The sequence below is a fragment of the Streptomyces sp. NPDC048504 genome (assembly GCF_043200035.1).
Taxonomy (GTDB): Bacteria; Actinomycetota; Actinomycetes; order Streptomycetales; family Streptomycetaceae; genus Streptomyces.
On the sequence record NZ_JBICXA010000029.1, the window covers coordinates 1 to 21,938 of the forward strand.

15 protein-coding genes, 4 tRNA genes and 1 pseudogene are annotated in these 21,938 nt (G+C 69.8%); 9 read left to right on the forward strand and 11 right to left on the reverse strand.

What is annotated here, in order from left to right; genetic code table 11:
- Positions 1-141: 141 nt before the first annotated feature.
- The 4 genes from ACGFY9_RS46630 (at position 142) to purM (ending at position 4,138) form a co-directional block, all read left to right on the forward strand.
- Positions 142-939, forward strand: coding sequence for a sterol carrier family protein (locus ACGFY9_RS46630; protein ID WP_393764900.1), 798 nt, complete (start codon positions 142-144; stop codon positions 937-939).
- 57 nt (positions 940-996) lie between these two features.
- Positions 997-1,443, forward strand: a complete 447-nt coding sequence (locus ACGFY9_RS46635) for an META domain-containing protein (protein WP_393764902.1) — start codon at positions 997-999, stop codon at positions 1,441-1,443.
- A 61-nt stretch (positions 1,444-1,504) separates the two neighbouring features.
- On the forward strand, positions 1,505-3,031 hold the full coding sequence (purF, locus tag ACGFY9_RS46640; protein WP_393764904.1) for an amidophosphoribosyltransferase: 1,527 nt from the start codon (positions 1,505-1,507) through the stop codon (positions 3,029-3,031).
- A gap of 36 nt (positions 3,032-3,067) precedes the next feature.
- Positions 3,068-4,138 carry a phosphoribosylformylglycinamidine cyclo-ligase gene (purM, locus tag ACGFY9_RS46645; RefSeq protein ID WP_393764906.1) on the forward strand — a complete coding sequence of 357 codons (1,071 nt, stop codon included), beginning with the start codon at positions 3,068-3,070 and terminating at the stop codon, positions 4,136-4,138.
- A gap of 155 nt (positions 4,139-4,293) precedes the next feature.
- Here purM and ACGFY9_RS46650 read toward each other — a convergent pair whose 3' ends face one another.
- Complete coding sequence (locus ACGFY9_RS46650) at positions 4,294-4,551, reverse strand: DUF3073 domain-containing protein (RefSeq protein ID WP_019061825.1); 258 nt, start codon at positions 4,549-4,551, stop codon at positions 4,294-4,296.
- Between the two features lie 303 nt (positions 4,552-4,854).
- On the reverse strand, positions 4,855-5,949 hold the full coding sequence (locus tag ACGFY9_RS46655) for a Leu/Phe/Val dehydrogenase (protein ID WP_393764908.1): 1,095 nt from the start codon (positions 5,947-5,949) through the stop codon (positions 4,855-4,857).
- A 223-nt stretch (positions 5,950-6,172) separates the two neighbouring features.
- Here ACGFY9_RS46655 and ACGFY9_RS46660 point away from each other — a divergent pair, with 223 nt between their 5' ends.
- Both ACGFY9_RS46660 and bldC read left to right on the forward strand, forming a co-directional pair.
- Positions 6,173-7,018 (forward strand): hypothetical protein, encoded by an 846-nt coding sequence (locus ACGFY9_RS46660; protein ID WP_393764910.1) that lies wholly within the window; start codon positions 6,173-6,175, stop codon positions 7,016-7,018.
- Between the two features lie 531 nt (positions 7,019-7,549).
- Positions 7,550-7,756 carry a developmental transcriptional regulator BldC gene (gene bldC / locus ACGFY9_RS46665; protein ID WP_003949541.1) on the forward strand — a complete coding sequence of 69 codons (207 nt, stop codon included), beginning with the start codon at positions 7,550-7,552 and terminating at the stop codon, positions 7,754-7,756.
- A 402-nt stretch (positions 7,757-8,158) separates the two neighbouring features.
- Here bldC and ACGFY9_RS46670 read toward each other — a convergent pair whose 3' ends face one another.
- From ACGFY9_RS46670 to ACGFY9_RS46710, 9 genes and pseudogenes are all read right to left on the reverse strand, one after another.
- The gene (locus ACGFY9_RS46670; protein ID WP_393764912.1) at positions 8,159-8,335 is read right to left on the reverse strand and encodes a DUF6274 family protein; all 177 of its coding nucleotides are present in this window, start codon (positions 8,333-8,335) and stop codon (positions 8,159-8,161) included.
- Between the two features lie 302 nt (positions 8,336-8,637).
- Positions 8,638-8,712 (reverse strand) — tRNA-Asp (locus ACGFY9_RS46675).
- 94 nt (positions 8,713-8,806) lie between these two features.
- Positions 8,807-12,772, reverse strand: coding sequence for an ATP-dependent RNA helicase HrpA (gene hrpA, locus ACGFY9_RS46680; RefSeq protein ID WP_393764914.1), 3,966 nt, complete (start codon positions 12,770-12,772; stop codon positions 8,807-8,809).
- 244 nt (positions 12,773-13,016) lie between these two features.
- Positions 13,017-13,265: pseudogene (locus ACGFY9_RS46685) on the reverse strand (hypothetical protein); the annotation flags it as partial.
- Positions 13,266-13,335: 70 nt separating this feature from the next.
- Positions 13,336-13,409 (reverse strand) — tRNA-Phe (locus ACGFY9_RS46690).
- A 24-nt stretch (positions 13,410-13,433) separates the two neighbouring features.
- Positions 13,434-13,508: transfer RNA gene (locus ACGFY9_RS46695), tRNA-Asp, on the reverse strand.
- 49 nt (positions 13,509-13,557) lie between these two features.
- A tRNA-Glu gene (locus tag ACGFY9_RS46700) sits at positions 13,558-13,630 on the reverse strand.
- 80 nt (positions 13,631-13,710) lie between these two features.
- On the reverse strand, positions 13,711-15,321 hold the full coding sequence (locus ACGFY9_RS46705) for a metallophosphoesterase (protein ID WP_393764916.1): 1,611 nt from the start codon (positions 15,319-15,321) through the stop codon (positions 13,711-13,713).
- Between the two features lie 56 nt (positions 15,322-15,377).
- Positions 15,378-15,728, reverse strand: coding sequence for a metallopeptidase family protein (locus ACGFY9_RS46710; RefSeq protein WP_026179323.1), 351 nt, complete (start codon positions 15,726-15,728; stop codon positions 15,378-15,380).
- 287 nt (positions 15,729-16,015) lie between these two features.
- Here ACGFY9_RS46710 and ACGFY9_RS46715 point away from each other — a divergent pair, with 287 nt between their 5' ends.
- The 3 genes from ACGFY9_RS46715 (at position 16,016) to ACGFY9_RS46725 (ending at position 21,872) form a co-directional block, all read left to right on the forward strand.
- Positions 16,016-16,525 carry a hypothetical protein gene (locus tag ACGFY9_RS46715; protein ID WP_393764919.1) on the forward strand — a complete coding sequence of 170 codons (510 nt, stop codon included), beginning with the start codon at positions 16,016-16,018 and terminating at the stop codon, positions 16,523-16,525.
- A 220-nt stretch (positions 16,526-16,745) separates the two neighbouring features.
- Entirely contained in the window at positions 16,746-18,941 is a 2,196-nt protein-coding gene (locus tag ACGFY9_RS46720) for a DEAD/DEAH box helicase (RefSeq protein WP_393764921.1), read from the forward strand.
- A 165-nt stretch (positions 18,942-19,106) separates the two neighbouring features.
- The gene (locus tag ACGFY9_RS46725; protein ID WP_393764923.1) at positions 19,107-21,872 is read left to right on the forward strand and encodes an FG-GAP repeat domain-containing protein; all 2,766 of its coding nucleotides are present in this window, start codon (positions 19,107-19,109) and stop codon (positions 21,870-21,872) included.
- Positions 21,873-21,938 lie beyond the last annotated feature (66 nt).

The window sequence follows — 21,938 nt, forward strand, 5'->3', positions numbered from 1 at the left end:
CCCCCCCCCCCCCCCCCCCCCCCCCCCCCCCCCCCCCCCCCCCCCCCCCCCCCCCCCCCCCCCCCCCCCCCCCCCCCCCCCCCCCCCCCCGACCCCACCCACCACCCCCGGCGGGCCCACCCGAGGATTAGGCTCCCCGCCATGCCCCCGGCCAAGAAGCGCGCCCGCACCTACGACCCCGCCAAGACCCGCACCGCGGTCCTGGCCCAGTTCGGCAACGTACGAAAAGCCGTAAGGACGCTCACCCCCGACCAACTCGCGCTCCCCACCCGCCTGGGCGACTGGACCGTACGCGAACTCGTCGCGCACATCGGCATGGCGATCACCGCAGTCCACCGCGCCCTGGACCGGCCGGCCCCGCCGACCCAGGACGCCGTGATCCTCGACTGGCCCTTCGCCACCGGAGCCAACTCCTCCGCCATCGCCGACTTCACCCGCGCGCTCGCCGCACAGCACCCCGACCTCGACGCCTACCTCGCCGACGTCGAGCAGTCCCTCACCACGCACCTCGACACCCACCCCGGCACCCGGCTGCTCGAAACCAACGTCGGCGCGATGCCCCTCGCCGACTACCTGGTCACCCGCACCGTCGAGCTCTGCGTCCACACGGACGACCTCAACGCAGCCGTCCCCGGCCTGGACATCCCCCTCGACCGCCAGGCCCTCGCCGCCTGCACCCGCCTCCTGGCCGACGCCCTCGCCGCGAAGGCCCCCGGCGGTTCCACGGAGGTGCGCATCCCCCCGTACGCCGTCGTGCAGTGTGTCGAAGGCCCCCGGCACACCCGAGGCACCCCGCCCAACGTCGTGGAGACCGACCCCCTGACCTGGTTCCGGCTCGCGACCGGGCGGACGCGGTGGAAGGACGCCGTAGAAGAGGCGAAGGTCAGCGCGAGCGGGGAACGGGCGGATCTGGGCGGGCTGCTCCCGATCATGGGGTGAAGTAGCCCGGGGGAACCCTGAAGGGAACCCGTCTCCCACCCCTCCCGTCCCACCCCCATGGACAAACAGCGATTCACCCTCGCCGTCCTGACCATCGTCCCGCTCGTGGTGGCGTGCGGCAGCGAGAAGGCGACCAGCGGCAGCGGATCCGTAGCGGAACAGCGCCCCGTCACCGGCGTCGACTGGCAGGTGCAGGGCATCACCGCAGCCGGCGCGACCACCAAGGCGCAGGGCAAGCCGCACCTCACCTTCGACGCCAAGAACGGCAAGGTCGGCGGCCGTCTCGGCTGCAACGCCGTCAACGCGACGGCCACCGTAGACGCCACGCAGATCACCCTCGGCCGCCCGTCCACCACCCGAATGATGTGCGACGCCTCACTCATGGGCACCGAACGCGCCCTGCTCGCCCTCTTCGACGGGCGGGTCGGCTACCGAGTGGATCACGACACCCTGACGCTGACCAGCGAAAACGGCACGACCGTGCGCGCCGTCGCCGACAAGTGATCCACTACCGACGAGTAACCCGAATTCGGACCAGTGGTCGATCTCGCCTACACTCGGTGCCGTGCCACGTGGTGACGGTCGACTCAGTCATGATCTGCTCCCCGGCGAGAAAGGACCCCAGGACGCTTGCGGCGTCTTCGGAGTCTGGGCTCCCGGTGAAGAGGTCGCCAAGCTCACTTACTTCGGGCTCTACGCCCTCCAGCATCGAGGCCAGGAATCCGCGGGAATCGCGGTCAGCAACGGCTCGCAGATCCTCGTCTTCAAGGACATGGGCCTGGTCTCCCAGGTCTTCGACGAGACCTCGCTCGGTTCGCTCCAGGGTCACATCGCGGTCGGTCACGCCCGCTACTCGACCACCGGCGCCTCCGTGTGGGAGAACGCCCAGCCGACGTTCCGCGCCACCGCGCACGGATCCATCGCGCTCGGCCACAACGGCAACCTGGTCAACACCGCGCAGCTCGCGGAGATGGTCGCCGACCTCCCCAAGCAGGAAGGCCGTACGCCCCGCGTCGCGGCCACCAACGACACCGACCTCCTCACCGCGCTCCTCGCGGCCCAGGTCGACACCGACGGCAAGCCGCTGACCATCGAGGAGGCCGCCCACGCGGTCCTCCCGCAGGTCCAGGGCGCCTTCTCGCTCGTCTTCATGGACGAGCACACCCTCTACGCGGCCCGCGACCCGCAGGGCATCCGCCCGCTGGTCCTCGGCCGCCTGGAGCGCGGCTGGGTCGTCGCCTCCGAGTCCGCCGCCCTCGACATCTGCGGCGCCGCGTACGTCCGCGAGATCGAGCCGGGCGAGTTCGTCGCCATCGACGAGAACGGCCTGCGCACCTCCCGATTCGCGGAAGCGAAGCCCAAGGGCTGCGTCTTCGAGTACGTCTATCTCGCCCGCCCCGACACCGACATCGCCGGGCGGAACGTCTACCTCTCCCGTGTCGAGATGGGCCGGAAGCTCGCCAAGGAAGCTCCGGTCGACGCCGATCTGGTGATAGCGACTCCGGAGTCCGGCACCCCGGCCGCGATCGGCTACGCGGAGGCCTCGGGCATCCCGTTCGGTGCGGGTCTGGTGAAGAACGCCTACGTCGGCCGTACGTTCATCCAGCCTTCGCAGACCATCCGGCAGCTCGGCATCCGCCTGAAGCTGAATCCGCTGAAGGAAGTCATCAAGGGCAAGCGCCTGGTCGTCGTCGACGACTCGATCGTGCGCGGCAACACCCAGCGCGCGCTGGTGCGCATGCTCCGCGAGGCCGGCGCCGCCGAGGTCCACATCCGGATCTCCTCGCCGCCCGTGAAGTGGCCCTGCTTCTTCGGCATCGACTTCGCCACCCGGGCGGAACTCATCGCCAACGGCATGACCATCGACGAGATCGGCACCTCGCTGGGGGCCGACTCCCTGTCGTACATCTCCATCGACGGCATGATCGAGGCGACCACCATCGCCAAGCCGAACCTCTGCCGCGCCTGCTTCGACGGCGAGTACCCGATGGACCTCCCGGACCCCGAGCTGCTCGGCAAGCAGCTCCTGGAGACCGAGCTGGCGGCCGGTCCGGCCGCCACGGCCGCGGCCGACGCGATCCGTCGCCCGTAGAAGCCCCGTATCAATCAACGCGAAAGATCCCAGGCAATGTCTGAGACCCCCTCTCCCGGTGCTTCCTACGCGGCTGCCGGCGTCGACATCGACGCGGGCGACCGCGCCGTAGAACTCATGAAGGAGTGGGTGAAGAAGACCCAGCGCCCCGAGGTCCTCGGTGGCCTCGGCGGCTTCGCCGGGCTCTTCGACGCCTCCGCCCTCAAGCGGTTCGAGCGCCCCCTGCTCGCCTCCGCCACGGACGGCGTCGGCACGAAGGTCGACATCGCGCGCCAACTCGGCGTCTACGACACGATCGGCCACGACCTGGTCGCCATGGTCATGGACGACATCGTGGTGTGCGGCGCCGAGCCGCTCTTCATGACCGACTACATCTGCGTCGGCAAGGTGCACCCCGAGCGTGTCGCGGCGATCGTCAAGGGCATCGCCGAGGGCTGTGTGCTCGCCGGCTGCGCCCTGGTCGGCGGCGAGACCGCCGAACACCCCGGTCTGCTGGGCCCGGACGACTTCGACGTCGCCGGCGCCGGTACGGGCGTCGTGGAGGCCGACCGGCTGCTCGGCGCGGATCGCATCCGGACGGGTGACGCGGTCATCGCGATGGCGTCCTCGGGACTTCACTCGAACGGGTACTCGCTCGTCCGGCATGTGCTCCTGAACCAGGCCGGTCTCGCCCTGGACGCGCGCATCGAGGAGCTCGGCCGCACGCTCGGCGAGGAACTCCTCGTGCCCACGAAGATCTACTCGCTGGACTGCCTGGCGCTGACCCGCACGACCGATGTGCACGCCTACTCGCACGTCACCGGCGGCGGACTGGCCGCCAACCTCGCCCGGGTAGTCCCGGACGGCCTCCACGCGATTGTGGACCGCTCCACCTGGACCCCGGCCCCGATCTTCGACCTCGTCGGCAGGACGGGCCAGGTCGAACGCCTGGAGCTGGAGAAGACCCTGAACATGGGCGTCGGCATGATCGCGATCGTGCCGGAGGAGTCCGCGGACGTGGCCCTGGAAACCCTGGCCGACCGCGGGGTCGAGGCGTGGGTCGCGGGCGAGATCACCGAGCGGGGAGATCACGCGACGGGCGCGGAGATGGTCGGCGACTACGCGTAAATCGGCCTAAAACCAGCCCCTCCGGCCTTGAGGAGCGGGGTCCGGGGCGGAGCCCCGTGGCGGCAGCACAAAACCCGGTCCGGTGTTACTGCCCCGGACCGGGCGAGGTGCAGTCAGCTGACGGGAAGTTTTAACCGCTGAGCGCGCTGCAAGCGTTACGCACCGCGACGTTGAGACTGGGGACCGGACTCGTCGTCCTCGTCCTCGTCATCGTCGTTATAGAGATCCGCGTACTGAGCGTACGGGTCGTCTTCTTCCTCGTCGTCGTCCTCGAACGGCTCGCCATTCGGCGGCTGGCTCGAAGTCGAAGCGCCCAGCTCATTGGCCAGACGCGAGAGGTCAGTCCCGCCGCTGCTGTACTTCAGCTGGCGGGCGACCTTCGTCTGCTTGGCCTTTGCCCGGCCGCGCCCCATGGCTCGACCCCCTCGGATACGGGGCTCGGTGGCCCCAGAGTCTTGACACGCGTTCATGATCTGGAACGGACTCTCCGTGGAGAGACCGGTCCGTAGGGCTTCCACGGTACCTGAGCCCGCGCCCATACGGTACGTCGCCCGCAGCACGTGCCGGGCTCCAGGACCCGCGAGGTGCCCTGTACTCGCTGGTCAACCGCGATTTTAACCACTTCTTGGCAGGCGACCCGCCGACGAACGTGAGAGTTCTCTCTAAGTCGTCGCCGACGGGTACCGAAGACGCCTGCCGAGCGGCTTAACGGAACCTCAGCGTCCGCGTGCGCCGGCCGCCTCGTGCATCCGCTGCTCGGCGATCCGGTCGGCCGCGGCGGCCGGCGGAATACCGTCCTCCTTCGCACGTGCGAATATTGCCAGCGTCGTATCGAAGATCTTCGCGGCCTTCGCCTTGCACCGCTCGAAGTCGAACCCGTGCAGCTCGTCGGCGACCTGGATCACGCCACCGGCGTTCACGACGTAGTCCGGCGCGTAGAGGATCCCGCGGTCGGCGAGGTCCTTCTCGACGCCCGGGTGCTCCAGCTGGTTGTTGGCCGCGCCGCACACCACCTTGGCGGTCAGCACCGGCACGGTCGCGTCGTTCAGGGCGCCGCCGAGGGCGCAGGGGGCGTAGATGTCGAGCCCCTCGACCCGGATCAGCGCCTCCGTGTCGGTGACGGCGCTCACGCCCGTCGGGTGCTTGTCGAGGATCCGTCGTACGGACTCCTCGCGCACGTCCGTGATCACGACCTCGGCGCCCTCGTCCCGCAGGTGCTCCACCAGGTGGTGCCCGACCTTGCCGACCCCGGCGATGCCGACCGTACGGCCGCGCAGCGACGGGTCGCCCCACAGGTGCTGCGCGCTGGCCCGCATGCCCTGGAAGACGCCGAAGGCGGTCAGCACGGAGGAGTCGCCCGCGCCGCCGTTCTCGGGGGAGCGTCCGGTCGTCCAGCGGCACTCGCGCGCCACGACGTCCATGTCGGCGACATACGTGCCGACGTCGCACGCGGTGACGTACCGCCCGCCGAGCGAGGCCACGAACCGGCCGTAGGCGAGCAGGAGTTCCTCGGTCTTGTCGCGCTCCGGATCGCCGATGATCACGGCCTTGCCGCCGCCGTGGTCAAGACCGGCCATGGCGTTCTTGTACGACATCCCGCGGGCGAGGTTGAGCGCGTCGGCGACGGCCTCCTCCTCGCTCGCGTACGGGTAGAAGCGCGTACCGCCCAGGGCGGGGCCCAGGGCGGTGTTGTGGATGGCGATGACGGCCTTGAGGCCGCTGGCCCGGTCCTGGCAGAGCACGACTTGCTCATGACCGCCCTGGTCGGAGTGGAACAGGGTGTGCAGGACGCCGTTGTCTACGTCGGTCACGGTGGTGACTCCTGGGTAAGTGGCGGCGGTTGGAGACAGGCTTCCGTAGGGGTGGCGGGTGCCTGTCGCATGAGCGTAGAGCCTGCGTCGGGCCGCCATCCGTGCAGTGTTCAGGATCACCTACCGAAGGGGGGTGTCCGTGCGACGATTTGCATAGTTTTCCCGCGCGTTTGTGAGCGGGTTCCGAAGGTTTTCCCGACGGCCGGCGGGGGAGGGAGCAGGCGTGCCCAAGAAGGTGTCCTCGGTGATCGTCCCGTACGCGACGTATCTGCGCGTCTACGAGCCGCTGGCCGCCTTCCCCGAGCCCGAGCGCGGCCACTGGACGCGCTACGCCCGCCGCACCGACCGCCCGTCGTACCAGGACGAACTGCGCCGCGCGCTGGCCGACTTGCTGCCCACCCCGCCGGTCCCGGTGCCGGTGCACGAGAGCGCCGACGCGTTCGTGGTGGAGGTCGACGGCGTGGTCTGCGTCTGCCCCTGGCGCACCCGGCTGCGCGGCTGGCAGGCCCTGGGAGACCTCGCGGAGGAGCTGCCGCCGCCGGTCCTGGACGCCGTACTCCCGCCGCTCGTACGGCACCAGGCCACCCAGGACTACGAGCGCTGGCTGGCCCGGAACCCCGATGCCCGGCCGTGGATCCGCACGGCGACCTGGCAGGTGCCGCTGAACTGGTTCGTGCTCGTCGGCGACGAGGAGCGCCGCTACGACCAGGCCTCCGGGGACGTGCCGCCGATGCTGCGGTACCGGACGCCGATGGTGCAGGCGCGGCGGCGGGTGGCGCGGGCGCTGCGGGCCCTGAAGGACGCGATGGACGACGGGCCGCTGATCGAGGGTCTGGTGGACGTGGGGCGCTGGCTGGAGGAGTTCCATCCGCGGTCCCTGGTCGAGCTGGACTACGGCGGCCTCGTGCACGTCGTGCCGGCCGGCGAGCTGGAGGACGACCACTCGGCGGCGGACGTGGCCGCCGGCATCGAGGCGCTGCGGACCGGGGACGGGGCGGCGGCGGGCGAGGCGTACGGGCGGCTCGTGGAGCGCTGGCGGTCGGTCAGGGACCGGCGCTCGGCGAACTGACGTGAAGATCGACGCGGTCTGCGCTCTCGAACGCGGCTGACATCTTCGAACAGATGCGCATAGGATTCTTACGGTTCGTCAACACGGGACGTAGGTCCCGATCCGGACGTTTGATGCCAAGCGTGACGGACCGCACGTGCAGATGCCTTGCGCCGCTTGCCCCTCCTCATGCCAAAATAGGACAAGGAGTCCGGGGAGGACTCCATCCGTCATGCTTTGGGCGGAATCTCGGCATTGCGCGCTTTGGGGGGTCTGGATGACTCCTGATCGCCCCTGTGACTGATCGTCACAGTGGTGTGACTGTCCGCTATGGCATGGTCCATCGGCTTCCGTCGCTGATGGACACCTGGGAGGGCAATTCCATCGGTTTGGCCTACGCGGTTGGACAGATGGTGTAGTTGTAGTGCCGAGGACAAGCCGTTCGTCCTATAACCGACTCGACCCGCACACGCCATTTCGGGCAACGCGGGTCAAGGTGCAGAATTTAGAGGAAAGAACCGAGAAGGTTCGGTTCTCCCGAGGAGGCCGCTCATGACCGCTCGCACCCCTGATGCCGAGCCGCTGCTGACCCCGGCTGAGGTCGCCACGATGTTCCGTGTGGACCCCAAGACGGTCACGCGGTGGGCGAAGGCCGGCAAGCTCACTTCGATTCGCACGCTCGGCGGACACCGCCGTTACCGCGAGGCGGAGGTCCGTGCCCTGCTCGCGGGCATTCCGCAGCAGCGCAGCGAAGCCTGACCAACTGAATAAGGGCACGACGGCTAGTCCCCCAACCGGCCACGGTGCCCGACAGCACAGCTCCAAGCGACGCGGGTTCTGCCCCAACAGGGCCCACGCCCAACGCTTTTGAAGCAACTTGAACAGGGTGCGTCGTAGATCGCGCTGGACTCCGCCGGGTCCAGCGCGATCTTTTTTGTGCCTGGTCGTGGGTCCGTGCGCGCAGATCGCGGGGTCCTGTGAGGGACCTTGTCGGAGTCTGGGGAGGGGTGTCGGATCTCCTGTGGACCATCCCTCGTAGGAGTGCAATTGCACATATTAAATTGACCAGTTGTAGGCGAGTCGTAAGTTCCGCCGTTTCAAAAACTTATGCGGTGACACCCGTCACATGCCAGATGGCTTGTTGCCTCTGACCTATGTGCGCTAGGAGGTTCCGCTCTCCGGGGCGTCTTCCGGTTCCCGCGGTGGAGGGGCGTCCAGGGCCAGTCGCAGCAGGCGGTGACAGATCGGGCAGTGCCGGGTCACATGGCGGTAGGAGCTGGCGGCCGACAGATGTGCACGGAGCAGGGCCCGAGTCTCGTGCCTGACCGAAGCCGCCATGCGCCACCTCCGCGGCCCGCGTGGAACGGGACCTGGTTTCTGGGTACCTGGAGGGTTGGGCGGCGTCAAGGGGGCGTAGGGCTCCGCCGGACAGGGGGCTCGCGGGCACTGTCCCTGGGGGCTGCGCCCCCAGACCCCCCTTCGGCCTGAACGGCCTCGTCCTCAAACGCCGGACGGGCTGGATGGTGCGGGCCGGTGCCGACAGGCTGACGTGCGGACACGAAAAGACCCGCCCCCGGGAGGGAGTGGGCACGACAAAGGCCCGCCTCTCCGAAGAGATGCGGGCCTTTGTCGATCACATGCGGTCCTGACGGGATTTGAACCCGCGGCCTCCACCTTGACAGGGTGGCGAGCACTCCAAGCTGCTCCACAGGACCTTGATTCGCGGCGCTTGATGGTGCGTTGTGCCGCGAGATGAGACTGTACAGGAGGGGGCCCGCCTGGTCGAACTCACTCGGTGTGCAGGCGCTGTTACGGTGCGGCCGCGTCGATCGCCTTCACGATCCGCTTGTCGGAGACGGGGTACGCCGTGCCGAGCGCGTGGGCGAAATAGCTGACCCGGAGCTCCTCGATCATCCAGCGGATGTCCCGGACCGAGGACGGAACCGGGCGGCCCTGCGGGAGTTGTTCCAGGAGCCACGCGTACTCGTCCTGCATCTCGTGGACCTTCTCCATGCGGGTGGTGTCCCGTTGGACCCCGGTCGGCATTTGCTGGAGACGACGGTCCGCGGCCACCAGGTAGCGCATCAGGTCGGGCAGGCGACGTATCCCCGCCGCCGTGACGAAGCCCGGCTTCACGAGGGCGTCCAGCTGGGCGCGTACGTCGGAGAGGTTCGCCAGCAACGCGGGGCTGCTCGCGCCCTTCAGGCGGCGCTCACAGGCCTGCCAGGCGGCCAGCACCTGCTGGACCTGGCCCACCGCCCGGACCGTGGTGTCGACGATCTCGGCGCGCACCTTCTCGTAGAGCTTCCGGTACGACTCCTCGTCCCACGCCGGGCCGCCGAAGTCGCCGATGAGTTTGTCGGCGGCCGCCAGCGCGCAGTCGTCGAACAGGGCCTGGATCGAACCGTGCGGGTTCGCGGACAGGGCCAGCTTCTGCGCGTTGGTGAGCTTCTCGGACGCGAACTTCGCCGGATTCACCGGGATGTTGCGCACGATGAGCCGGCGCGTGCCCTTCCACATCGTCTCCGCCTGCTCCTCCTCCGTGTCGAAGAGCCGTACGGAGACGGTGTCGCCGTCGTCGACCAGCGCCGGGTACGCCTTCACCGGCTGGCCGGCCCGGCGGGTCTCGAAGACGCGGGTGAGCGAGCCGATCGTCCAGTCGGTCAGGCCCTCGCGCTCCAGGGACTCCCCGCCCTCGCGCTCGGCCGTCGCCGCGGCCGCCTGTGAGATGGCCTGGCGCGCCTTCGGCTTCAGCCGGACCTTCAGCGCCTCCAGGTCCTTGTCCTCGGCGATCTTGCGGCGCCGCTCGTCCACGATCCGGAAGGTGATGAGGAGGTGGTCCGGGACCTTCGACCAGTCGAAGTCGTCGGCGGTGAAGGGGACTCCGACCATGCGCTTCAGTTCACGCGCCATCGTCGTCGTCAAGGGCTCCTGCATGGGGGTCGCCGTCGCCAGGAAGCGCTGGGCGAAGTTCGGGGCCGGGACGTAGTTGCGGCGGATCGGCTTCGGGAGGGAGCGGATGAGTTCGGTGACGACCTCCTCCCTCAGCCCTGGGATCTGCCAGTCGAAGCCCTCGTCCGTGACCTGGTTGAGGACCTGGAGCGGGATGTGGACGGTGACACCGTCCGCGTCCGCGCCCGGCTCGAACTGGTACGTCACCCGGAACTTCAGCCGCCCCTGATGCCAGGAGTCCGGATAGTCGGCCTTGCTGATGTCTCCCGCGCGCTCGTTGATGAGCATCGAGCGCTCGAAGTCGAGGAGTTCGGGCTCCTCATGCCGCTTGTGCTTCCACCAGGAGTCGAAGTGGGCGCCGGAGACGACGTGTTCGGGCACCCGCTGGTCGTAGAAGTCGTAGAGCGTCTCGTCGTCGACCAGGATGTCCCGGCGGCGGGCGCGGTGCTCCAACTCCTCTACCTCGGTGAGGAGTTTGCGGTTGTCGGCGAAGAACTTGTGGTGCGTGCGCCAGTCGCCCTCGACCAGTGCGTTGCGGATGAACAGCTCGCGGGACGCCTCCGGGTCGATGCGGCCGTAGTTCACCTTGCGCTGGGCGATGATCGGGACGCCGTAGAGCGTGACCTTCTCGAAGGCCATCACGGCCGCCTGGTCCTTCTCCCAATGCGGTTCGCTGTAGGTCCGCTTGAGGAGGTGGCCGGCGAGGGGCTCGACCCACTCGGGCTCGATCTTGGCGTTGACGCGGGCCCAGAGGCGTGAAGTCTCCACCAGTTCCGCCGACATGACGAAACGCGGGGTCTTCTTGAAGAGCGCCGAGCCGGGGAAGATCGCGAACTTGGCGCTGCGGGCGCCGAGATACTCGTTCTTCGCGCCGTCCTTCACGTCCTTCATGCCGATGTGCGAGAGCAGGCCCGCGAGGAGCGAGACGTGGACGCTCTGCTCGGCGGCATCCTCCTCGTTGAACTGGATGCCCATCTGCTTTGCCACCGTGCGGAGTTGGCTGTAGATGTCCTGCCACTCGCGGATCCGGAGGAAGTTCAGGTACTCCTGCTTGCACATGCGACGGAACGCGGAGGAGCCGCGCTCCTTCTGCTGCTCGCGGATGTACCGCCACATGTTGAGGAACGCGAGGAAGTCGCTCGACTCGTCGCGGAAACGGGCGTGTTGCTGGTCCGCCTGCGTCTGTTTGTCCGCCGGGCGTTCGCGCGGGTCCTGGATGGAGAGCGCGGCGGCGATCACCATGACCTCGCGCACACAGCCGTTCTTGTCGGCCTCCAGGACCATGCGGGCCAGGCGTGGGTCCACGGGGAGTTGGGCCAGCTTGCGGCCCGTCTGCGTGAGGCGCTTGCGCGGGTCCTTCTCGTCCGGGTCCAACGCGCCCAGTTCCTGGAGGAGTTGGACACCGTCGCGGATGTTGCGGTGGTCCGGCGGGTCGATGAACGGGAACTTCTCGATCTCACCGAGCCCGGCCGCGGTCATCTGCAGGATGACGGAGGCGAGGTTCGTCCGCAGGATCTCCGCGTCCGTGAACTCCGGGCGGGCGAGGAAGTCGTCCTCGGAGTACAGGCGGATGCAGATGCCGTCCGACGTACGGCCGCAACGACCCTTGCGCTGGTTGGCACTTGCCTGGCTTACCGCCTCGATGGGCAGCCTCTGCACCTTCGTTCGGTGGCTGTAGCGGCTGATCCGGGCGAAGCCGGGGTCGATGACGTACTTGATGCCCGGGACGGTGAGCGAGGTCTCGGCGACGTTGGTCGCCAGAACGATCCTTCGCCCGGTGTGCTGCTGGAACACGCGATGCTGCTCGGCGTGCGAGAGGCGGGCGTAGAGGGGGAGGACTTCCGTGAACCGGTAGTTCTTCTTCGTCAGCGCGTCCGCCGTGTCGCGGATCTCCCGCTCGCCGGAGAGGAAGACGAGAATGTCGCCCTTGCCCTCGCCCTGAAGCTCTTCCACGGCATCGCAGATCGCGGTGATCTGGTCGCGGTCGGAGTCCTCGGACTCGTCCTCCAGCAGCGGGCGGTACCGCACCTCCACCGGATACGTCCGGCCGCTCACCTCGATGATCGGGGCGTCGCCGAAGTGCCGGGAGAAACGCTCCGGGTCGATGGTCGCCGAGGTGATGACGACCTTCAAGTCCGGCCGCTTGGGCAGCAGTTGGGCGAGATAGCCGAGCAGGAAGTCGATGTTGAGGGACCGCTCGTGGGCCTCGTCGATGATGATCGTGTCGTAGGCGCGCAGTTCGCGGTCGGTCTGGATCTCGGCGAGCAGGATGCCGTCCGTCATCAGCTTGATGAACGTCGACTCCTGGTTCACCTGGTCCGTGAAGCGGACCTTCCAGCCGACGGCCTCGCCGAGCGGGGTGTCCATCTCCTCCGCGATGCGCTCGGCGACGGTGCGCGCGGCGATACGGCGGGGCTGGGTGTGCCCGATCATGCCGCGGACGCCGCGGCCGAGTTCGAGGCAGATCTTCGGGATCTGGGTCGTCTTGCCGGAGCCGGTCTCACCGGCCACGATCACGACCTGGTGATCGCGGATCGCGGCCGCGATGTCGGCCTTCTTCTGGCTGACCGGCAGCTGCTCCGGATACGAGATCGCCGGGATGCGGGTGCGCCGCGCGGCCATCCGCTCCTCGCCGCGGGCCACCTCGGCCTCGATCTCGGCGAGGACGGCGGCGCGGGCCTCCGGCTTACGGATCCTGCGCGCGCCTTCGAGCCTGCGCCCGAGCCGGTGCGCGTCGCGCAGGGTCAGCTCGGTCAGGCGGGGGGCGAGGTCGCCGAGGGCGGGGGCGGACGTGCCGGGCGCGGAGGCGGGGTGCGTAGACATACGCCGTCCAGGATCTCACCTCGGCGAAATTCCTGGCGAACGAATTGTCCGCGACGGCCTCCGGCGGCTCGGCAGGGGGCGTGCGGGTGAGTCAGGGTGCCGTTGTCGGAGTGGTGGGGGTGGGGACAGTGGGCGTTCCCGGGGGCTCCGCCCCCAGACCCCCGTCGGCCTGGACGGCCTCGTCCTCAAGCGCCGGACGGGCTGAGTTCTGCTGGCCGGCGTCCTGCTGCTGGCGCTCGGCGTCCTGCTGCCTGCCGGCCTCCTTGGACATCGACTGGGCCGTGTTGGATACGGCCTTGATGCCCAGGTACGCCGTCGTCAGGCCCGCCATCGCCGTGAACGCCGAGGTCAGGACGCCCACGATCACCGCGCGGTCGCCGTCCAGCTGCCATACGCCGAAGACCGCCACCGCCGTGATCGCGATGTTGCTGCCGACCACCGCGAGCAGTCCGTACCGCGCCCGTATCTTCTCCAGGTCGATGTCCTGGCCCATCGCGCCCCACCCTGTGTAGTCCGGGTTACGACGAAAGCCCCGTCCCGGTGGGACAGGGCTTTCGATCCGGTGGCTGGGGCCGGGGTCGAACCGGCGACCTATCGCTTTTCAGGCGATCGCTCGTACCAACTGAGCTACCCAGCCACGAGATTCCTTGCGGAACCTCAGCGGTCCTGACGGGATTTGAACCCGCGGCCTCCACCTTGACAGGGTGGCGAGCACTCCAAGCTGCTCCACAGGACCTTGCTGTTGCGCGCGAACTGGCGGAGCCAGTGTCGCACACGGTGTTGCGTGCCCCCAACGGGATTCGAACCCGTGCTACCGCCTTGAAAGGGCGGCGTCCTAGGCCGCTAGACGATGAGGGCTATCGGCCCGCCTGGGCGCTTCTCAGCGCGTCGGGGACGTGAGAAGCATATGGGATGGCGGGAGGTATCGCCAAAACGGTTTACGAGGCCGACGGGGAGGGGCGCGGGGAGGGCGTCCCGGACGTACTCGGAGACTCACTTGAGGACGTGCTCGGGGACGGACTTGGGGACTGGACCGCGCCCGGCAGGTTCTCCTTCGGGAGGTGGCGGCTCACCTCGGCCGTCGTCAGGCCCAGGCCGCCGAGTTTGATCTCGTCCCAGGCCTGGAGGCGGTGGGTGTCGCGGTCGATGTAGAGGATCGACGCCTCGATCGGGTCGGGGTACTTGCCTTCCACGGCGCGCAGGCCGCTGCCGCCCGTCGAGCCCTCGATGCGCAGGCGCGTGCCGTGCTTCATGACCTCGGTGCCCTCGTGGTGGAGGTGGCCGGCCAGGACCAGCGGGACCGTGCCGTCGGTCTGGCGTGCCGCCGAGGGTTCGTGGACCAGGGCGATGTCGACCGGGGTGCCGGCGGCCTGCTGGTCGCGGAGGGCGGAGGCGAGCTGGTCGCCGGCGAGTTCCTCCGCGTTGTCGGCGCCCGGTGCGGTCGAGCGGTCCGGGGTGAACTGGGGGTCGCCGATGCCCGCGAAGCGTATGCCCGCGACCGTTTCCGCCCGCCCTTCGTCCAGGACGTGCACGTTCTTGATGTGTTCGAGGTAGCGCTGGGTGGCGAGGGAGTCGTGGTTGCCCCTGACCCAGACGTAGGGCGCGCCCAGGTCGGCGATGGGGTCGAGGAAGCCGTTCTCGGCCGTCGTGCCGTGGTCCATGGTGTCGCCGGTGTCGACGATCACGTTCACCTTGTACTGCTCCACCAGCGACGCGATGATCTTCCAGCTCGCGGGGTTCAGGTGGATGTCCGAGACGTGCAGGACGCGGATCGTGGTCGGGTCCGGCTGGTAGGCGGGGAGCGTGGACGTGACGTCGTAGAGCTTCGTCACGTTCGTCACCAGGCGGGCCAACTCCTTCTGGTAGACGTCGAATTCGGTGACGATGTTGCGCGCGTTGCCGACCAGGGACGGGGCGGAGGAGAGCAGGCCGGAGAACTTCGGCTCCAGGATCGACTTGGGGTTCCAGGTCGCGTACGCCGTCGCTCCGGACGCGGCGAGGAGCGTGAGGGCCAGGCCGCCTGCCGCGAGGGCTCGGCGGGGGCGGCGGTAGACCGCGAGGCCCAGGGTCGTGGCGCCGAGGACCACGGCCGTGCAGGACCGTACGGCGAGGTCGAGGGTGCCGTGTTCGACGTCACGGGCGACCTCGTCCTGGAGGCCGGAGAGGCGCTCGGGGTGGTCGACGAAGGCCTGCGAGCGTTCCGGGTCGAGCTGGTCGACGTTGACGTCCAGGCGGACCGGGGCGTGGTGGCTGTCGAGGGACAGGGCGCCGAGCGGGGAGACGTTGATCTTCGTGCCGCCGGTGAGGGACGGGCGCAGGGTCATGGTCGTGTTCATGGGACCGACCTGGGCCCGTACGTTGCCCACGATCAGCAGTCCGAGCCAGGCCCCGATGACGACGACCATGACGAGGCCGAGGGCGCGGGGCCAGGGGTGGGGCTGGGGGACGAGTTCGACGGTGGGGCGGGGGCGGCGGGCGCGGTACTGGCGGATCAGGGCGTGCTGGGCTCGGCGGAGGCGGTTCAGGGCGGCGACGGGGACGCTGGCCATTGGTCCCGTATGCCCAGGGGTGGGGGCAGGTATGCGGGACGGGTCGTGGGAGTGGGTCAGCCCCAGCCGAGTTCGTGCAGGCGCTCGTCGTCGATGCCGAAGTGGTGGGCGACTTCGTGGACGACGGTGACGGCGACCTCGTGGACGACGTCCTCCGTGGTCGCGCAGTAGCGCAGGGTCGGGCCCATGTAGATCGAGATGCGGTCGGGGAGGACGCCGGCGTACCACTCGCCGCGTTCGGTGAGCGGTGTGCCCTCGTAGAGGCCGAGCAGCTCGGGGTCGGACGGGTCGGGTTCGTCCTCGACGAACACGGCCACGTTGTCCATGACCCGCGTCAGCTCCGGCGGGATCCGGTCCAGGGCCTCACTCACGAGCTCTTCGAACGCCTCGCGTGTCATTTCCAGCACAGGTCCATTGTCCGGGACGAACGCGGGTTCGGGGCTGCGGGCGCGGGGCCGCCGGCCGGGCCTGTCCGGTTTGTGCTCGAAGTCGGTTCCGGGGGAGGGGAGTTGGGATGGCGCGGTGGGTGCCGTAACGGCGATTCCCGGTCGGTGAGGGGCCGGAACGGGACGGGAACCGGTCTTCTCCGGCCAGGAAGCAGGGGGCGTCGGTGCGGCGCGTGTCTTCCGGTGGGCGGTGGGAGTTGAGAGGGGGACTCCCTTTTTCCGCCCTCGGAGGTGGCCCCGTGCGCCCCATGTACGTACCCGTCCGTCTGGCCGCCGCGGTCGCCGTCGTCGCCGCTGCCGCCGGCTGTATGAGCGTGGGCGACGACGCGGGCGGCGGTGCCAGGCCCTCGCACTCCGCCGGGCAGCACGGCGGTGCGGCGCCGGACGGTGGTTCGGGGATGCCGGGGGGCGGGATCGGGTTCGGCGGGTCGGCGGGGGACGGGAAGCACGGGCACGGGAAGCCCAAGCCGGGGGAGTCCGCCTCGGGTTCCGCCTCGCCGTCCGCGCCGGGGGGTGCGGCGAGTCCGTCCGCCTCCAGGGCGCCCGGACCGGGTGCGAGTCCGAAGCCCGGGGCGCCGACCACGGCCGCGCCGCAGCCGACCCCGACGCGGACTCCTCCGCCCGCCGACCCGTCGCCGAGTCCTCCGCCGCCGTCCCCCGACCCGACCGTCGCGGAGCCCTCGTCCTCGGCCCACGAGGACCCCGCACCGCAGCTGGTGGACCGTGAACCGGCGCCGGCGGCCGGGTCGCCGGCGTAGCGACGGGTGTGACGCACGTCAATGAGGGCCGGTTTGCGTTGGGGGGTGGTGGGTGCGTAAGGTGGTAGATCGTTTGATCCCATTGCCCGGCGCCACTGTAGAGCGCGCCGTGTGGCGCGTACTCTCCCTTGCCGTGGCGGACCGCATTGAGGCGGTCGATAGCGAATCACGGAGTTGACGGGCGCGTGCCGACGGATACTCCGGAAGGTTTCGCATTCGCATGTCCATTTCCAGTACTGATCACATCGTCATGCCCGAGAACGAGGGCGACGCGACGGCCGTGGAGGCCACCACCGAGGCGGCCCCCGAGGTCACCTTCGCGTCCCTCGGTCTCCCCGAGGGCATCGTGCGCAAGCTCGCGCAGAACGGTGTGACAGCCCCCTTCCCGATCCAGGCGGCGACCATCCCGGACGCCCTGGCCGGCAAGGACATCCTCGGCCGCGGCCGCACCGGCTCCGGCAAGACCCTCTCCTTCGGTCTGCCGCTGCTCGCGACCCTGTCCGGCGGCCGCACCGAGAAGAAGCGCCCGCGCGGCATCATCCTCACCCCGACCCGCGAGCTCGCGATGCAGGTGGCGGACGCCCTGCAGCCCTACGGCGACGTCCTCGGCCTGAAGATGAAGGTCGTCTGCGGCGGCACGTCCATGGGCAACCAGATCTACGCCCTGGAGCGCGGCGTCGACGTCCTCGTCGCCACCCCGGGCCGCCTGCGCGACATCATCAACCGCGGCGCCTGCTCCCTCGAAGACGTGCGGATCGCCGTCCTCGACGAGGCCGACCAGATGTCCGACCTGGGCTTCCTGCCCGAGGTCACCGAGCTGCTCGACCAGATCCCGGCCGGCGGCCAGCGCATGCTGTTCTCGGCGACCATGGAGAACGAGATCTCCACGCTGGTCAAGCGCTACCTCACCGACGAGGTCACGCACGAGGTCGACAGCGCGCAGGGCAACGTCACGACGATGTCCCACCACATCCTCATCGTGAAGCCCAAGGACAAGGCGCCGGTCACCGCCGCGATCGCCTCCCGCAAGGGCCGCACGATCATCTTCGTCCGCACCCAGCTGGGCGCGGACCGCATCGCCGAGCAGCTGCGCGAGTCCGGCGTGAAGGCCGACGCGCTGCACGGCGGCATGACGCAGGGCGCCCGTACGCGGACGCTGGCGGACTTCAAGGAGGGCTACGTCAACGCGCTCGTCGCGACCGACGTCGCCGCCCGCGGTATCCACGTCGACGGCATCGACCTGGTCCTGAACGTGGACCCGGCCGGCGACCACAAGGACTACCTGCACCGCGCGGGCCGCACCGCGCGTGCCGGCCGTACGGGCACGGTTGTTTCCCTTTCTCTCCCGCACCAGCGCCGTCAGATCTTCCGGCTGATGGAGGACGCGGGCGTCGACGCCGGGCGTCACATCATCAACACCGGTACGGCCTTCGAGCCCGAGGTCGCCGAGATCACCGGCGCCCGTTCGATGACCGAGGTCCAGGCCGAGTCCGCGGGCAACGCGGCACAGCAGGCCGAGCGTGAGGTCTCCCAGCTCACCAAGGAGCTGGAGCGGGCCACGCGCCGCGCCGCCGAGCTCCGCGAGGAGTCCGACCGCCTGATCGCCCGTGCCGCGCGCGAGCGGGGCGACGACCCGGAGGCCGCGGTCGCCGAGGCCGCAGCCGTCGTAGAAGCCGCCGCCGAGGCCGCGGTCGCGGAGCGGGCCGAGGCGCCGGTGCGCGAGGAGTCCTCTTCCTACGACCGTCCGCGCCAGCAGCGTGACGACCGCGGCAACTACGAGCGCCGTGACCGTGGTGGCGACCGTGGCGGCTTCCGCCGCGACGACCGTCCCTCGGGTGGTTTCCGCCGTGACGACCGCGGCGGCAACGACCGCGGTGGCCGTTCTTTCGACCGTGACCGTCGTGACGACCGTCCGTCCGGTGGCTTCCGCCGCGACGACCGCGGTGGCAACGACCGCGGTGGCGACCGTGGCGGCCGTTCTTTCGACCGTCGTGACGAGCGCCCCTCGGGCGGCTTCCGTCGTGACGACCGTGGCGGCAACGACCGCGGTGGCGACCGTGGCGGTTTCCGCCGCGACGACCGTCCCTCGGGCGGCTTCAACAACGACCGCCGTGACGGCGACCGTGGCGGCCGTTCTTTCGACCGTCGTGACGACCGTCCGTCCGGTGGCTTCCGCCGCGACGACCGCGGTGGCAACGACCGTCCCGCGTCGGGCGGTTACCGCCGCGACGACCGTCCCGCGACCGGTCACCGGGGCAGCGACCGCCCGTTCAACCGTGACCGCCAGGGCGACCGCCCCGGCTTCCGCGCCGGCGGCCACGACCGTCCGGGCCACCGCGGCACGACCGGCACGGGCACCGGCACGGGTTCCTTCGGCCGCCGTGACGACAAGCCGCGCTGGAAGCGCAACGGCTGACACCGAGTGAGGTGACAAAGGGCCCGTACGAGACTCTCGTACGGGCCCTTTCGCATGCCCCGGAAACCCCGGTGGCCCCAGGACCGCTCACTGATACGCTCCCGTGGCCCGCTCAGGGCATGCACATTTCATTCACAGGCATGGGTCGAGGGGCCGGGGGGTTCCGTGAAGGGCCGCAAGTTCGTACGGCGGCGGCTGCTCGGGGGCGCGGCGCTGGCCGCCGTTCTCGCGCTGGCCGTGGGTTCACCAGGGGTGGTCGGGGCGGCGTCGGCCGCCGGGGTGGCGGGTGAGACCGTGCTGCCCTCCGCGATCAGGACCAACCCGCGCAACGCCGTACTGGAGGGTTACGGCGACACCGGTCTGCTCTCGCAGCCGGAGGGCACCGCCCACCAGCAGTGGACCGACTACGCGACGGGACAGACCCGGGACGTGACCGAGCTCGCCCAGTGGGACGGTATCCAGGGCCCTCTCGGACTGGCACAGTCGGACACGGCGTACGAGCTGACCACGGGCAGTCCGTACGTCGTCCGGTTCCACGACATCGGCACGGGCGCGGACCGGGGCACGGTCACCCTGCCCACCGGCCTGAGGTGGGCCGGCACGGCGGGCGTGGCGGTCGTCGCGTACGAGGGCTCTCTTGTCAACGTACGCTCGCTGCACCTGCTCAAGCCGGCGGCCGACGGCGGCACCTCCGACGAACCGGTGACGGGCTTCCCCGAGGGCGCGAAGATCCTGGCGGTGAGTGCCAAGGACGCCCGCTCCCTGCTGCTGCGCTACCGCATGCCGACGGACGACCCGCAGGTCTTTCTCGACCAGCTCGTGCTCGTCGACGTCCGGGACGGGACCCTCACCAAGATCTTCGCCCCGTACCCGGCCACGTCCGCCAGGGTCCCCTTCCTCAGCCACGACTACGTCGGCTGGTGGTACCCGGGAGCTGGCGCCCGCCTGGTGCGCCGGGACGACCCGGCCGGCCCGGTGACCCAGGTCCCCGGCGCCCCCACGGTCGGCAAGGTCTCGCTCTCCGTCGTCGGAGACCAGGTGGTGGCGGTCGACGACGAATCCCGTGAGCTGCTGACGATGCCTCTGACCGGGGGTACGTGGCGGCAGCTGTTTCCCGCGATGGATGGATTCCTCCGGGAGGCGCCCGACGGGTCGCTCATTGTCGAGGCGGGCTCGGGTCCGCAGGACTGGGGCGTGCGGCGCCTCACCGAATCACCCGAGGGCGAGGTGGTGTCCCGGGAGATCATCGACCTTCCGCCGGTGCCCGCGCCCGTCGACGGACTGACCCTGGCCGGCGGCACGCTCACGTACACCGATCAGACCACGTCGCCGTCGTACGACGTCATGTGGAACTCGCGGACGGTCTCGGCGGGTTCACCGCCGCAGGTCGGACCGGTGCGCCAGGCCGGCGGCTGGGTCAAGCAGTGTGGTGTCGCGTACGCCTGCAACCGCCCCTTCGGCCTGACGGACGGATCCGTCGTCTACGACGACGGCCCCGGCTCGACCGGAACGATCCACCACCGCACGTCCTCCGGCCTGGTGGACAGCGTGTCCTTCGACGGGGCCCAGGTGGTGACGGCGGACGGCTCGTACACGGTGATCTCCGGCACCGCGCACAAGCAGTACGTCTACGACTGGACGCATCACCAGGTCGCCGCCACGCGCACGGCGGCCACCGCCACGCTCCGGGACGGTCAGCTGTGGACCACCGCGTCCACCGCCGGACATCTGACGATGACCCGGCTCGGCTCCACCACACCGGCCGTGGACGTCAACATCGGCTCCGCCTGCACGCCCAACGAGCTGCAGGTGTACGCCCGTTGGATCTACTGGACCTGCGCGACCCAGGGGAAGGCGGGAGTGTTCGACCGCTCTCGCGGACGCTCGGTGGCCGTGCCGACCGGTGACGCCCTGCTGGCCGACGGCTTCCTGATCCGGCACGACACCGCCCGCGGCAAGCTGGTCCGCACCGACGTCACCTCCGGCAAGGCAGTCACCGCCGATGTGGCCGACCTGCCCGTGACAGCGAACCTCGACGAGCGCGCCGGCGGCTCGGACCGGCGTATCCGCTGGACGCTGGACCCGTACACCAACCGTGTGGCCTACGTGGACTCCGCCGAGCGCATCCACCTCCTGACCGCCGGCACGCCTGCCGCGCCCGTGCGGCGGGACCACGTCGGCCGGGACGGCATCGCCGACCTGCTCACCCTCGACTCCTCGGGGGCACTGGCCTTCCAACAGGGCACGGGGACGGGCACGTTCGCCGGGAAGGTCAGCGGCACGGGTTGGCCGACGAGCGTGAAGGCGGTCCCGTTCGGCGACCTGAGCGGCGACCGCTGCAACGACGTCCTGGTCCGCCTGAGCAGCGGAGCGCTCCGCCTGTACAAGCCGGTCTGCGATGCGGCGCTGAAGCCGTCGACGTCGTACACGTCACTCGGCACCAGCGGCTGGAACCAGTACGACGTGCTGACCGCGCCCGGCGACATCAGCGGCGACGGCCGCCCCGACCTGATCGCGCGGGCCGCCTCGTCCGGCACCGTGTACCTCTACAAGGGGACGAGCACGGGCAAGCTGTCGGCGCGCGTGAAGCTGTACGCCGACTGGAAGACGTACAAGAAGATCGTCGGCGTCGGTGACATCAACGGCGACGGCATCGGCGACCTGATCGCCCAGGACAGGTCGAACACCGTGTACCGCTACTACGGCACCGGCCACGGCACGTTCGGCGCACGGGCGAAGCTGTTCACCGCGTGGGGCGGTTCGTACAACGCGGTCATCGGTGTCGGCGACATCACCGGGGACGGAAAGGCGGACCTGGTCGAGCGGGACTCGGCGGGCAACCTGTTCCGCAACAGCGGTGACGGCAAGGGGTCGTTCGGGGCGCGGGTGAAGATCTCGGGCGGGTGGCTGGGCTACAGGGGCATTTTTTAGCCACATCGAGTCCTTATCGATTCCTTAAGTGGCGCATGTCACGCCCCCGGCGAGGGAATCGCTGGG